The organism is Galactobacter sp., assembly GCF_022712295.1.
In the GTDB taxonomy this organism is placed as follows: Bacteria; Actinomycetota; Actinomycetes; order Actinomycetales; family Micrococcaceae; genus Galactobacter.
The window spans coordinates 1-12,947 of the sequence record NZ_JALAGT010000064.1; the positions used below are offsets into that span (position 1 = coordinate 1).

13 protein-coding genes are annotated in these 12,947 nt (G+C 66.3%); 7 read left to right on the plus strand and 6 right to left on the minus strand.

Translation table 11 applies throughout. From position 1 onward, the window contains the following. Positions 1–274, minus strand: a 274-nt coding sequence (locus Q0A15_RS05040) for a class I SAM-dependent methyltransferase (RefSeq protein ID WP_291278439.1), incomplete at its 3' end; no start/stop codon positions are given. 283 nt (positions 275–557) lie between these two features. Here Q0A15_RS05040 and Q0A15_RS05045 point away from each other — a divergent pair. The 4 genes from Q0A15_RS05045 to Q0A15_RS05060 are packed head-to-tail and all read left to right on the plus strand — an operon-like array spanning position 558 to position 5,340. Next, positions 558–908: a DUF6504 family protein gene (locus tag Q0A15_RS05045; RefSeq protein WP_291278440.1), complete on the plus strand. Its 351-nt coding sequence runs from the start codon at positions 558–560 to the stop codon at positions 906–908. Beyond that, the gene (locus Q0A15_RS05050) at positions 905–4,801 is read left to right on the plus strand and encodes a DNA polymerase III subunit alpha (RefSeq protein WP_291278441.1); all 3,897 of its coding nucleotides are present in this window, start codon (positions 905–907) and stop codon (positions 4,799–4,801) included. The genes Q0A15_RS05045 and Q0A15_RS05050 overlap by 4 nt, the downstream gene beginning before the upstream one ends. Further along, positions 4,798–4,992, plus strand: a complete 195-nt coding sequence (locus Q0A15_RS05055; RefSeq protein ID WP_291278442.1) for a hypothetical protein — start codon at positions 4,798–4,800, stop codon at positions 4,990–4,992. The genes Q0A15_RS05050 and Q0A15_RS05055 overlap by 4 nt, the downstream gene beginning before the upstream one ends. Positions 4,993–4,995: 3 nt before the next feature. Beyond that, positions 4,996–5,340, plus strand: a complete 345-nt coding sequence (locus Q0A15_RS05060) for a DUF3995 domain-containing protein (protein ID WP_291278443.1) — start codon at positions 4,996–4,998, stop codon at positions 5,338–5,340. Here the strand turns inward: Q0A15_RS05060 and Q0A15_RS05065 are convergent. The 4 genes from Q0A15_RS05065 to Q0A15_RS05080 form a co-directional block, all read right to left on the minus strand. Then, positions 5,280–6,476, minus strand: coding sequence for a globin domain-containing protein (locus tag Q0A15_RS05065; protein WP_291278444.1), 1,197 nt, complete (start codon positions 6,474–6,476; stop codon positions 5,280–5,282). The genes Q0A15_RS05060 and Q0A15_RS05065 overlap by 61 nt on opposite strands. 128 nt (positions 6,477–6,604) lie before the next feature. Next, entirely contained in the window at positions 6,605–7,081 is a 477-nt protein-coding gene (locus Q0A15_RS05070) for an Rrf2 family transcriptional regulator (RefSeq protein ID WP_291278445.1), read from the minus strand. Beyond that, positions 7,078–7,482: a PIN domain nuclease gene (locus Q0A15_RS05075; protein ID WP_291278446.1), complete on the minus strand. Its 405-nt coding sequence runs from the start codon at positions 7,480–7,482 to the stop codon at positions 7,078–7,080. The genes Q0A15_RS05070 and Q0A15_RS05075 overlap by 4 nt, the downstream gene beginning before the upstream one ends. After that, positions 7,479–7,694, minus strand: coding sequence for a type II toxin-antitoxin system VapB family antitoxin (locus Q0A15_RS05080; RefSeq protein WP_291278447.1), 216 nt, complete (start codon positions 7,692–7,694; stop codon positions 7,479–7,481). The genes Q0A15_RS05075 and Q0A15_RS05080 overlap by 4 nt, the downstream gene beginning before the upstream one ends. Before the next feature lie 103 nt (positions 7,695–7,797). Here Q0A15_RS05080 and thrS point away from each other — a divergent pair, with 103 nt between their 5' ends. Continuing rightward, the gene (thrS, locus tag Q0A15_RS05085; RefSeq protein WP_291278448.1) at positions 7,798–9,849 is read left to right on the plus strand and encodes a threonine--tRNA ligase; all 2,052 of its coding nucleotides are present in this window, start codon (positions 7,798–7,800) and stop codon (positions 9,847–9,849) included. Next, the gene (locus tag Q0A15_RS05090) at positions 9,842–10,423 is read left to right on the plus strand and encodes an HIT domain-containing protein (protein ID WP_291278449.1); all 582 of its coding nucleotides are present in this window, start codon (positions 9,842–9,844) and stop codon (positions 10,421–10,423) included. Before thrS ends, Q0A15_RS05090 begins: the two co-directional genes overlap by 8 nt. Before the next feature lie 63 nt (positions 10,424–10,486). Here Q0A15_RS05090 and Q0A15_RS05095 read toward each other — a convergent pair whose 3' ends face one another. Then, a complete protein-coding gene (locus tag Q0A15_RS05095; protein WP_291278450.1) occupies positions 10,487–11,434 on the minus strand; it encodes a DMT family transporter in 948 nt (315 codons plus the stop codon). On the opposite strand from Q0A15_RS05095, the gene Q0A15_RS05100 reads away from it, so the two are divergent. Beyond that, positions 11,433–12,842, plus strand: coding sequence for a PLP-dependent aminotransferase family protein (locus Q0A15_RS05100; RefSeq protein ID WP_291278451.1), 1,410 nt, complete (start codon positions 11,433–11,435; stop codon positions 12,840–12,842). The two genes, Q0A15_RS05095 and Q0A15_RS05100, sit on opposite strands and share 2 nt — an antisense overlap. The last annotated feature ends 105 nt before the right edge of the window (positions 12,843–12,947 follow it).

Sequence of the window (12,947 nt, forward strand, 5' to 3'; positions counted from 1 at the left end):
CAAGACGATAGCTTGCGTCGGGGTATGCGGCGCGAGCTCGTTCGACGAACTCGGGGACGGGGTCGACTCCGGTGATCTCTGCACCTTGATCGTGGAGCCAGTGCGTCCACTGTCCTGGGCCGCATCCAACGTCCAGCAGCGGTCCCGAGCAGCCCAGGGCCCAGGCGCGTATGAGTGTGAGATCGGCCGCGGCGGCATGTTCGATGCGCCCCACGGCCTCGATGTACTCATCAGCCCTGGCCCCGTATGCAGTCTTCACGCGTTCGCTGGGCACCGTCCGATCCTATTTCGCTGTGCGGCCAGGCTGGACGACCAGACCGTGCAGCCAGGCTGCGCAATCAAACCGTCAGGGGGTAGTCTTATCGTCATTCTGTACGAACACGCGAGTTCGATAACGGGGCGCCCCGGACCGTTCGTCGCGTCGAGTACGGAATCGCGCCGGACCTCACACGAGCTTCCCATCCCGTAGGGCCGGCCAGGAACGAACCGCAGTCGGCCTCACACCGGCTGCGCTCCTTGGCATCCAAGTGCCCAGGGGAGAAGCAAGGGAGGCGGACATGGGTACCTTCACCCAGTCGGTCCAGGTGGAGCTGGACGCCACCGGGACGCCCAGGCGGCTGGCCTGGCGCGGACACATGTGGAACGTCTGCGCTGAACCACTGCGCTGGTACGAGCATCGCGCGTGGTGGGAGGACGCACCCAGGGCCCAACGCGGACACGGGCCGGGGCTGGTGGACCACGTGATCTGGCGGCTGCAGGTCACGCTCGGCTCCCCGAAACATGCGGAGGACCTGCTCACAGTGCACATCTCTCACGAACCGGACACGGGCCGCTGGCGGATCATCAACCTTCCACCCGTCCATGCACAACAGGCAAGGGACAAGAATTGGAGGAGCGCCACAGCATGAATTTCACCCACCTTCACGTCGCCTCCTCCTTCAGTGCCCACCACGGGGTGGACCGCCCGGAGAAGCTCGTGGCCGCCGCAGCCGCGGACGGTGCCACGGCGGCGGCCTGCACCGACCGTGACGGGCTCTACGGCGCGGTCAAACACGTCGGCGCCTGCGTGGCGCACGGCCTGGACCCCATCCTCGGTGTGGAGCTGGAACTGCTGCCCGATGCCTCCCGCATCGTGGTGCTGGCCCGTGGCGTGGCGCATCCAGTGACGGGCCGCGAGGACAAAAGCAGGGCCGCGTGGGGGCCCTGTGCGCCCGGCGCCGGTTTCGCGGCGCTGAACCGGCTCATCTCCACGGCCCATCAGGGCGACACCGTGGGTGTGACCCGCGCGGAACTGGCCGCGGCCATGAGAACGAAGGGACATGGCGCGCCACCCCTCGTCGTGCTGCTCGGCCCCGACTCCGACGTGGGACGAGCCACGCTGAAGCGTGATTTCAGGGCCGCCCGCGCGGCCCTCCACAAATGGAAGAGGACCCTGCCGCCCCGCGGCCTGGCGGTGGAGGTCCTGACCCACCTGACCCGTCCCGGTGAGGAACGCTCCACGGCCCACGCCGTGAGGATGCTGCGGGTGGCCCGTGAAATGGGCCTGCCCTCGGTTCTCACGAACGCGGTCCGCTATCAGGACGTGGACGGCGCAGCCACGGCCGACGTCCTGGACGCGGTCCGTGCCCTTTCCTCCTTGGCGGAGCGGCGGGCCCAGGGCAACCCGGGCACCGATCCGGCCCAGGTCAATGCGCAGGCCTGGCTGAAACCGGCCTCGGCCATGCACTCCCTCGCCGTAGAGATCGCACGGGAGGCCGGCGACCGCGATCTGGCCCTCAAGCTGTTGGCCGACACCGAGGAACTCAGCGCGGCCTGTTCCCTTGACCCCCTTGCCGACCTCGGCTGGGGGCAACCCGTCATCCCCGAGGCGAGCGTGCTCGGCCTGGTGGGCCCAGCCCAGGGCCATCTGCGCAACCGCTGCGAGGACGGCCTCGAGCGCCTCTTCGGCCCCGGCTCCCCGGACCACGGCGACCACGAACGCGCCAGGGAACGCCTGGAACACGAGCTCGGCATCATCGGGGACCTGAACCTGGCCGGCTACTTCCTGACGGTCGCGACCGCCACCGACCTGATCCGCGACCTGGGTGTGCGTTCGGCCGCCCGCGGCTCCGGCGCGTCATCCCTCGTGGCGTACCTGATCGGGATCTCTCACGTGAACCCGATTCAGCACGATCTGGTCTTCGAGCGTTTCCTGTCCCGCGAACGCACCTCCCTGCCGGATATCGACGTGGACGTGGAGTCCGCGCGTAGACATGAGGTCTATCGCGCGCTCTTCGACCGTTTCGGGGAACAACGCACCACGCTCATGTCCATGCAGAACGCGTACAGGGCCCGCGGCGCCGTGCGCGACGCCGGCCTGGCGTTGGGCATGGATCCGGAACAGGTGGACGGGATCGCCAAAAGCGTCTGGCGGATCTCCGCCTCGGATGTGCGCGACTCGCTGGAGCTCATGCCTGAACTCGCGCCCGTGGCCCAACGCCTCGAGGCCGACCGCGCCAAGGGTGGGCATCAGATGGATCTGCTCGTGGATCTCACCGAGCGCCTGGATCGACTGCCCAGGCACATCTCCATGCATCCGTGCGGGGTCATCCTCTCCGACACCACGCTTCTGGGCCGTACCCCGGTGCAGCCCTCAGGGATCGGCCTGCCCATGAGTCAGTTCGACAAGCACGACATGGACCCCATGGGCCTCATCAAGCTGGACGTACTCGGCGTGCGGATGCAGTCCACCATCGCCTACACGCTGGATCAGATCGCCACCATGCACGCCTCTGGCGCCGACGTCTACGACGCCGGGCAGCACGGTCGCGCCTCCCTGCGGGAGTTCTATGCCCAGTTGGGGGAGGAGGACCGCCGCGAGTTCGCGGGTATCGTGCGCCCGGAGGGCGCAAACACACTGCCCGACGGCGTGGTGCCCGACGGCACCGTGCCCGGCCACCGGCCGTCGGGCACCGAAGTGCCCAATACCGATCTGCACAACACCGGCCTGCCGGCCTGGCTGGACGCGGACGGCAACATCGACCTGAGCCTTGTCCCGCTGGATGACGAGGTCACCTACGAGGCCATCCGCACCACGAACACATTGGGGATCTTCCAGATCGAGTCCCCGGGGCAGCGGGAACTGATCGGCAAGCTGGCCCCCACCGAGTTCAACGACCTCATCATCGACATCTCGCTCTTCCGCCCCGGCCCCATGCAGTCCGACATGGTGCGACCGTTCCTGGAACAGCGCCACGGTTTCGCGCCGGAGGACTACCCGCACCCGGACCTGGAACCGGTGCTCGCGGAGACCCACGGTGTGGTGGTCTTCCATGAGCAGGTGCTGCGCATCTTCGACGTCATGACCGGCTGCGGACTGGCGCAGGCCGACGTCATGCGGCGGCGGCTCGGTAACCCGGAGACCGAATCCGGCGTCGAGGCGTACTTCCGCAGGAAGACGGGGGAGCGTGGGTATACGCAGCAGATCATCGACCGGGTCTGGCGCACCCTGGCGGCCTTCGGGTCCTTCGGGTTCTGCAAGGCCCACGGGGCCGCCTTCGCCGTGCCGACCTATCACTCCGCGTGGTTGAAGGCGCATCACCCCGAGGCGTTCCTGGCCGGGCTCTTCGAACACGACCCGGGCATGTATCCGCGCAGGCTGCTCATCGCGGAGGCGCGCAGGCTGGGCATTCCGCTGCTGCCCTTGGACGTCAATCTCTCCCACACCCACTTCATGGTGGAGGAGGTGCCTGAGGCGCATACCGTGGAACCGGTTCCGGGTATCCGCGCCTCGGGTAGGTACGGGATCCGGCTGGCGTGGAGCCTGATCTCCGGACTGAGCGAGGCCGAGGCCCGTCGGCTGGAGGCCGGGGCGCCCTACGCGTCCGTGGCAGACGTCCGCGACCGTGCCCGCCCCACCCGAACCAATCTGCGGCGGCTGGCGGAACTCGGCGCGCTTGACCGATTCCTGGTTCCCGGATCCGGTGGCAGGGCGGACCTGGTGCATCACCTGGATGCACAAACCGCGCTGAAATCCGGTCGCAAACAGCTGGAGGGGCAGCAGGCCCTCGATCTCGGCGTGGACCTGGAGACCTCTGCTCTGGTCCCGGTGTTCCCGGATCCAACACCGCTGCAGCAGGTCCGCACCGAACTGGACCTGACCGCCGCGGATCTCTCCGGTCACCTGATGGCAGCCCATCACCCTTATCTGGAGCGGATCGGGGCGACCCCGAGCGACCGGCTGCTTTCCCTGCACTCAGGTTCCCGCGTGCTCGTGGCCGGGGTGCGTGTCGCCACGCAGACCCCGCCCATGCGCTCGGGCGAGCGGGTCGTGTTCATCAGCCTGGACGACGGCCACGGCTGCGTTGATCTGTCCTTCTTCACGCAGGCCCAACACGACTCCGGACCGCTGCTCTTCTCCTCGAAACTGATGCTCGTGGAGGGGACCACCCGTCGAACCGGTCCGCGGGCGGTGTCGGTGCAGGCGCTGCGCGCCTGGGATCTGTTGGATCCCAACGCGGAACTGCCGGGTCCCGGCTACCTGGAGTCAACACCCATGCCTCACGACGGTGGCCGGGCGGGCGTAGGCCGCCCCGCGCCGTCGGCCCCAGGAGTACCTGGCGAGGCCGGGGGCTGGTACCGCGGCATCATCACTCATCAGGCCACGGCCGCAGACCTGGCGCCGGCAGGGGCCATGGCCCAGAGCCGGGCGCGACCCGTACCGTGGAGGCCGGGCGACGGGTCCGATGCCACAGGTGGTGCCACCGACGGGTTCGGTGCCCTGGGCGCCAATCGGGTCAAACGTGCGGGAGGAATGGGATGACGGCGAAGCATCGGCCGGGACTGCGCTGGGTGGGTATCGCCTGCGTGGCCGGGCTGATCCACGCCTCCTTCAGTTGCTACTGGGGCCTGGGCGGAGCTTGGCTGCTGGATACGGTGGGGCAGGGCATGGTCCAGGCACTGGATGGTGCGCTCTGGCTCCTGATCCCAGTGGGGGTGTTCAAGGCTGTGTGAGCGGTGATCCCGCTCCTGCTGGCCCGTCGCGGGCGGCTGAACCGAGGCCCGTGGCGTTGGATCTGTTGGATCGGCTGTGCCGTCCTGATCCTCTGGGGCGGTGCAGGGTGCCTCATGGGCAACCTTGTGTTGGCAGGCGCAGTGGCCCCGGACGGCGGCTACGACCGGGCCGGTCAGGTGGGGCACGCCTGGCTCTGGGACCCGCTGTTCCTGGTGTGGGGGATCGCCCTGGTGGTGGGCCTGCTCCGTCTGCGCACGAGCGACGGAACAGGCCCGGGCGTCGGGACTCAGGCCGCGGCCGGCTCCACGTCCGAGATGGCCCAGACGTCGGGGCCGAAGACCTCGTAGTCGATCTGGGCCGCAGGGACGCCGGCTGTGATGGCCTGTTCACGCACGATCCGCATGAAAGGGAGCGGGCCGCAGACGAAGACCTCGGCGTCCTTCGGCAGGTCGATCTGCGAGAGGTTCATGAAGCCCTTGCGCAGGATGCCGGTGCTCAGCGTGGCCTCGCCCGGACGCTCGAGCCACACGTGCAGCTCGGCATTCGGGAGTGAAGCAACCACGCGCTGGGTCTGCTCCGACAGAGCCCACGAATCCAGGTCACCCTCTGCGTGGAGAACCAGGACCTTGCGATCCGTACCCGACGCGGCAAGAGCCTCGAGCATGGAAGCGGTGGGCGTGCAGCCGATCCCTGCTGTGGCCAACACCAGCGGCCGATCGGAGTCGGAGAGCACCAACTCGCCGTAGGGATTGGAGACCTCGATGACGTCTCCCTCCTGGATGCGATCGTGGAGGATCGGGGAGATCTCCCCGTCCTCGTCGCGCTTGACGATGAAGCCGCGCTCGGCCCCGGAACCGGTCAGTGAGTACTGGCGGGCCTGCCGCAGACCGTCCTCGGTGAGGACCCGGATGGAGACGTACTGGCCCGGCAGTGCGGGAGTGATCGGCGTGTCGTCTGCCGGTTCGAGGGCGAAGGCCATGGAAGCCGTGCTGGCCAGTGCCTTCTCCGCGACGCGCCACGGCGCCCAGATCTTGTCATTGGCCTGCTCCGCGTAGAGACCCTTCTCCAGCTTGATCAGGGCATTGGCCATGAGCCAGTAGACCTCTTCCCAGGCCGCGGCGATCTCATCGGTGATGATGCCCTCGAGGTTCTTGGCGATGGCGCCGAAGAGGTGGTCGTGAACGATCTGGTACTGCTCCGGCAGGATCCCCAGCGAGGTGTGCTTATGGGCAATCCGGGCCAGCATCCGCTCCGGCGTGGTGTCGGGGTGAGCCAGCAAGTGCTGGGCAAAGACGGCGATGGAGGAGGCAAGGGCCTTGGCCTGCTCGCCCGAAGACTGGTTGGCGCGGCTGAAGACGCCGTCGAGCAATTCGGGGTGGGTTCCGAGCATGTCCGAGTAGAAGTCCGTGGTGATGTCGACGATGCGCTCGGCGATGGTGGGGAGAGTGGCTTCGATGAGGGGGCGTGAGGCCTGGGAGAGCATGTTTGTGGCTCCTCGTTGAACGTGGGTTACCGGTCGCGATGGCCACGATCGGCGGATCTCAAACACGTATTTGAGATGCGTGATTAAAGTTCTACACCTCGTAGAAGAGGAAGCCAAATCAATGTGACCTAGTCGCGCGGAGTGGTGGTGCCGGTCCGCAGGCCGATGGTCTCGAAGAACGCGCCGGAAGCGGCGGGGGAGGGAGCTTGCTTCGAGACCTCGGCCACCGACACCTCGTCAAGTACGGCGTAGAACGCCTCTCGCGCTCGATCCAATTGGTGTCGGAGCTGACACCCAGGCAGCAGGGGACACTCATGCTCATCGCCGGCACGACATTCCGCCACGTCCGGGCGCGTGTCCAGGGCGCGCAGGACGTCACCGACGCTCACGGAGAGTCCGGCTGCAGTAAGGGTGGAGCCGCCGGCGCGCCCGCGTTCGACGTCGAGCCAGCCGTGGTGCCGCAACTGCGTGACGACCTTGCTCACATGTGACTGCGGCGTGCCCGTCGCCGAGGCGAGTTCCGGGGAAGTGAGCCGCTCGTCGCCCACGCGCTGCAGCACCATCAGGATGCGCAGGCCCACGTCAGCGAACAGGGAAATCTTCATGCTCTGCCCTGATGCAGTCGCAGATCGGAGATCTCCGCGAGGAAGCCAAAGTCACGATCCCGATGGAACAGGGGGATCTGAAGCCGCAGAGCCACGGCAGCGATCAAACAATCCGACAGGCTGCGGATGGGATGCCCGTTCTTGCGCGAGGCGACGAAAAGTTGCGCAGCGGCACGATAGTCCAGAGCCGGTTGGATCGCAGCCAAGGGCAGACCATTGGTCAGCTGCGAAATCTTGGCTTCGAGCGAGGGCGTTGTGGCACCGGCCAGGAGTTCCATGATGATGGGTTCGCTCACGCGGATGTCTTCGCCCGTATTGATGAGACGCACCAATTCGCCGACGGATGGGTCATCGCTTCCTTTGAGGAACTCGATCCATACCGAGGTGTCCACCAGGATCATGCGAGCGTTCCCGGCGCTTCCGCGTCCCTCATGGAGTCCAGGTCGCCATCCCAGCCGATCCCGCGGAACCCGAGCAGGCTCTCAGTGGTCAGCGGCACGCCGACCAGGCGCCGCAAGGCCAGGTCAACCGCCTCCCGTTTGGTGGTGAGTCCGTAACGATGCATGACAACCGCCAGGAGATCGGCATCCAAATCAATATTTGTGCGTGCCATACACCAAGGATACACCCCTACGGTGTTACGGAGAGAAGCAGTGATCTACCGAGACGGCTAGACTGGTTCGCGGTCGGCCGTGGCCTCCGTATGCCACATGCTCATGAGACCTGATCACGAAAGAGAGACACCTGTGTCGCAGAACATCACGCTGAACATCGACAACGAACAGCGGGAGGTGACTCAGGGAACCACCGGCGCCGAGGCCTTCGCGGACAACAAGCAGATCGTCGTGATGCGCGTGGACGGCGTCCTCCAGGATCTCTCACGTGTCCTCGTGGACGGGACCACCGTCGAGGGTGTGAGCATCGATTCGCAGGACGGTCTCAACGTGCTGCGTCACTCCACCGGTCACGTGTTGGCCCAGGCCGTGCAGCAGTTGCGCCCCGACGCCAAGCTCGGCATCGGCCCCTACATCACCGACGGCTTCTACTTCGACTTCGACGTCGAGGAACCCTTCACCCCGGAGGACCTCAAGAAGCTGGAGAAGATGATGTTGAAGATCGTCAACCAGAACCAGATCTTCGTGCGCCAGGAAGCCACGCCGGTCCAGGCCCGTGAGCGCATGGCGGAGGAGCCATACAAGCTGGCCCTGCTGAACAAGGCAGACAACGATGACGAGTCCGGTGAGGGCGTCTCCGTCGAGGTGGCCGCAGGCGAGACCACCATCTACGAGAACGTGGACCGCAAGTCCGGAGACGTGGTGTGGTGCGACCTGTGCCGCGGCCCGCACCTGCCCAACACCAAACTGATCTCCAATGCCTTTGCGCTGACCCGCTCCGCCGCCGCCTACTGGCTTGGCAACGAGAAGAACAAGCAGCTGCAGCGCATCTACGGCACCGCGTGGCCCTCCAAGGCCGAACTGAAGGCCTACCAGGAGCGCATCGCCGAGGCGGAGCGCCGAGACCACCGCAAGCTCGGCACCGAGTTGGACCTGTTCTCCTTCCCCGACGAGCTGGGCTCCGGCCTGCCGATGTTCCACCCCAAGGGCGGCATCATCAAGAAGGAGATGGAGGACTACGTCCGCGACCGCCACGTGGCCGAGGGCTTCCAGTACGTGGGTACTCCGCACATCACCAAGGAGGGCCTGTTCCACACCTCCGGCCACCTGCCGTACTACGCCGACGCGATGTTCCCGCCGCTGCACGTGGACGAGGAGCGCGACGAGGACGGTAACATCACCAAGCCGGGCCAGGACTACCGGCTGAAGTCCATGAACTGCCCCATGCACAACCTGATCTTCCGCTCGCGTGGGCGCTCCTACCGTGAGCTTCCGCTGCGCCTGTTCGAGTTCGGTCACGTGTACCGCTACGAGAAGTCCGGTGTGGTCCATGGCCTCACCCGCGTGCGCGGCTTCGCCCAGGACGACTCCCACTCCTACGTCACCAAGGAGCAGGCTCCTGAGGAGGCGGCCCACCTGCTGACCTTCATGCTCTCCCTGCTGCGGGACTTCGGCATGGAGGACTATTACCTGGAACTGTCCACGCGCGATCCGGAGTCGGACAAGTTCATCGGCTCGGATGAGCAGTGGGAGGAGGCCACGGCCGTTCTGGAGAAGGTGGCCACCGCCTCCGGCGTGGAGCTGGTCCCGGATCCGGGTGGAGCCGCGTTCTACGGCCCCAAGATCTCCGTGCAGGCCCGCGACGCCATCGGCCGCACCTGGCAGATGGGTACCGTGCAGTACGACTTCAACCAGCCGGCCCGCTTCGGCCTGGAGTACCAGGCCGCCGACGGCTCCCGTCAGGAGCCGGTCATGATCCACGCAGCCAAGTTCGGTTCCATCGAGCGCTTCATGGGCGTGCTGACCGAGCACTACGCCGGGGCCTTCCCGGCCTGGCTGGCTCCCGTCCAGGTCCGCGCGATCCCCGTGGCAGAAGCCTTCAACGACTATCTTGCCGAGGTCGTGGACAAGCTCAAGGCTCAGGGCATCCGCGCCGAGCTGGACGACGCCACGGATCGTTTCCCCAAGAAGATCCGCAACGCGTCCAAGGAGAAGATCCCCTTCGTGCTCATCGCCGGTGGCGACGATGCCGAGGCCGGGGCTGTGTCCTTCCGTTACCGCGACGGCAGCCAGGACAACCAGGTGCCGGTGGACGAGGCCGTCAACCGGATCGTGGAGCACGTGCGCAACCGGGTGAACACGGACCATGACTGAGGACCTTCCCAGCGATCTGCCCGGATCTGACGCCGAGGCCACCGACGGTTTCGAGCTCCCCTCTGCGCCCGATGCTTTCGGTCGGTTGTGGACGCCGTACCGCATGGCCTATGTGGAGAAGGGCCAGGACCAGGTCAAGGACAAGGACTCCTGCCCGTTCTGTGCGGCACCATCACGCACCGACGAGGAGTCCCTCATCGTGTACCGCGGTGAGTACTGTTTCGTGAACCTGAACCTGTACCCCTACAACCCGGGCCACATGATGGTGCTGCCCTACCGTCACGTGCCCAACTACACGGACATCACGCCGGAGGAGACCGTGGAGATGGCGCAGCTGGCTCAGAAGGCCATGCGGGTGGCGCGCCACGTGTCACATCCTGACGGCTTCAACCTCGGGATGAACCAGGGTCAGGCCGGCGGCGCGGGCATCGCGGCGCACCTGCACCAGCATGTGATCCCTCGCTGGAACGGGGACGCGAATTTCTTCCCGATCATCGCCCACACCAAGGCCATTCCGGTGGTCCTCGGCGACACCCTGCGCCTGATGAAGCAGGGCTGGGCGGAGATCGACTGAGCCACGGGCTCAGGTAACAATGCCCGACGGCGGTGCCCACCGCCGTCGGGCATTCTCGCCTTCTCAGCGGCGCCGCGCGCCGCTGGTGCGCTTGCGTACGGCCAGTAGCGCACATCCGATCACGGCCAGCCCACCCACAATGGTGGCCCATCCAATGTGCTCACCGAGCAGCAGCGCCGCCCAGAGGATACTCATGACCGGCTGGCTCAACTGCACCTGGCTCACCTGGGCCATGGGACCGATACCGAGACCCCGATACCATGCGAAGAAGCCCAGGAACATGCTAACCACGGCCAGGTAGGCGAAGGATCCCCACTGTGCTGGGCCGCCCGTGGGCGGCTGCTGGACCCAGGCAATGATGGTCAGAACGATCATCAAGGGCGAGGCAAGGACCAGCGCCCAGGAGATGGTTTGCCACGACCCGATGGTGCGGGTGAGCAGGCCGCCTTCGGCGTAGCCGATGGCACAGACGATTACGGCTGCGAAGAGGAGTAGATCGGCGAGCCTGAGTCCTCCGAAGCCGCCACCCTGGACTACGGCGAAGGTCACCGCGGCAACTGCACCGGTCGCAGCGGCGGCCCAGAAGGCCCTGCTTGGTCGTTCTCGTGTGCGCAACACAGAGATCACCGCGGTCGCGGCAGGCAGCAGAGCGATGACCACTGCGCCGTGGCTTGCCGGGGCCGTGGTCAGGGCGAAGGACGTCAGCAAGGGGAACCCGAGGACGGCGCCACCGGCCACGACGGCCACCTGGATCCACTGCCGTCCGTGAGGACGACGGTCGCGGCGGAAGTGACCGGTGAAGTAGAGCGCGACTGCAGCCAGGAGGGCTGCGACCACGGCGCGCCCTGAGCCCACGAAGAGGGCCGACATGTCCCCGTCCTGTACCGCGACGCGGGTCAGCGGGACGGTGAAGGAGAAAGCTGTCACCCCGAGCAGGCCCCACCACAGGCCGGCACGGGTGGAATGTAGCGGTTCTGACGTAGGCGCGATAGCGGTACTGTTAGCCTTCATGCAACACAGTAGCAGTGATCGGATTGCGGAGGAACTACGGCGCTGGGCTCGGGCGGAGCCTGCCGGCACCAGGCTGCCGTCCACCCGGACCTTGGTGAAACGATTCGAGGCCAGCCCGGTCACCGTTCAGCAGGCGTTGCGCTCCCTCAGCGCCGCCGGTGAGATCGAGACGCGTCCGGGAGTCGGAACGTTCACCCGCGCCAAGCCGGTGCTACGAGGAGTCGACTTCAGTTGGCAGACCGCAGCGCTGGGCACTCCCCAGCAGAAGTTGGAACCGGCCACGTCATTACGCTCCGAACCGGGCAACGTGATCGCCCTTCACTCCGGATATCCACGAGCAGAGCTGCTACCCGTCCGATTGGTGCGCAGTGCATTGAGCCGAGCCGCCCGTGGAAACGCAGCGGTATCGCGGGCGGACTCGGCCGGGATGCCTGAATTGCAGAGCTGGTTCGCACAAGAGCTGGAGTCCTCGATGCTTCCTGGGCTTGCGGCACCCTCAGCCAGGGACGTGGTGGTCTTCCCCGGAAGCCAGGCTGCTCTCAGCGCCCTGTACCGTTCCCTGATCGGCGCGGGTGAACCTTTGCTCATCGAGTCACCTACGTATTGGGGAGCGATGCTCGCAGCGCGTCAGGTCGGTGTGCGTCTGGTACCCGTGCCCAGCGGTCCAGACGGGCCGGACCCGGTGGCACTGGAACGCGCATTCGCGCAGACCAGAGCTCGCGCCTTCTACGCTCAGCCCAATTTCGCGAACCCGACCGGGGCACAATGGGCCCCCGAGTCTGCGAGGCGGGTATTGGAGGTGGTGCGTGCCAACGGTGCTTTCCTGATCGAGGACGACTGGGCGCACGACTTCGGGATCACGGCCTCGTCGCACCCCTTGGCTGCGCAAGATTCCGATGGTCATGTGGTGTACATCCGATCCCTCACCAAGAGCGTTTCGCCTGCGATTCGCGTGGCCGCAGTGGTGGCACGCGGACCGGCGAGGGAGCGGCTGTTGGCCGAGGCCCAGGCTCAGGCCATGTATGTGAGCCCCGTGTTGCAGGAGGCCGCTGTGGACGTGGTGTCCCAACCCGGATGGCGATCACATCTTCATTCGCTACGTGCTCGATTGCAGGAACAACGAGACCACTTGGCGGCTGCAGTGTCCCAACATGTTCCGCAGGCCGAACTGGCACAGCTGCCGACGGGTGGATTGAATCTCTGGCTGCGGCTGCCTGACGAAACCGACCTCGTGGAGCTCCAGGACCGGTGCCGCGTTCGTGGAGTCATGGTCGCAGTGGGCGATGAATGGTTCCCGGCCGAGCCGACCGGCCGGTACATCAGGCTGAACTACGCAGGTGCGGATCCAGCTGCATTCACGGACGCCGCTGCAGTGTTGGGTCAAGAGTTGGAGCAAGTCAAATTCTAAGCCTCGGTGGTGCGTCATGTATGACGCGACATCCTGGGGAACGTTTCAGACCCGCCCATAGCGTTGTGCAGCAGGGGCGCGAGTGCGCCCGCGACAAATCCTCTT

Coding starts and splice junctions, on each gene's coding strand:
- Q0A15_RS05050 (WP_291278441.1), top strand. CDS start 905: ATGAATTTCACCCACCTTCACGTCGCCTCCTCCTTCAGTGCCCACCAC.
- Q0A15_RS05080 (WP_291278447.1), bottom strand. CDS start 7,694: ATGGCACGCACAAATATTGATTTGGATGCCGATCTCCTGGCGGTTGTC.
- Q0A15_RS05070 (WP_291278445.1), bottom strand. CDS start 7,081: ATGAAGATTTCCCTGTTCGCTGACGTGGGCCTGCGCATCCTGATGGTG.
- Q0A15_RS05100 (WP_291278451.1), top strand. CDS start 11,433: ATGCAACACAGTAGCAGTGATCGGATTGCGGAGGAACTACGGCGCTGG.
- thrS (WP_291278448.1), top strand. CDS start 7,798: ATGAGACCTGATCACGAAAGAGAGACACCTGTGTCGCAGAACATCACG.
- Q0A15_RS05090 (WP_291278449.1), top strand. CDS start 9,842: ATGACTGAGGACCTTCCCAGCGATCTGCCCGGATCTGACGCCGAGGCC.
- Q0A15_RS05065 (WP_291278444.1), bottom strand. CDS start 6,476: ATGCTCTCCCAGGCCTCACGCCCCCTCATCGAAGCCACTCTCCCCACC.
- Q0A15_RS05075 (WP_291278446.1), bottom strand. CDS start 7,482: ATGATCCTGGTGGACACCTCGGTATGGATCGAGTTCCTCAAAGGAAGC.
- Q0A15_RS05045 (WP_291278440.1), top strand. CDS start 558: ATGGGTACCTTCACCCAGTCGGTCCAGGTGGAGCTGGACGCCACCGGG.
- Q0A15_RS05055 (WP_291278442.1), top strand. CDS start 4,798: ATGACGGCGAAGCATCGGCCGGGACTGCGCTGGGTGGGTATCGCCTGC.
- Q0A15_RS05095 (WP_291278450.1), bottom strand. CDS start 11,434: ATGAAGGCTAACAGTACCGCTATCGCGCCTACGTCAGAACCGCTACAT.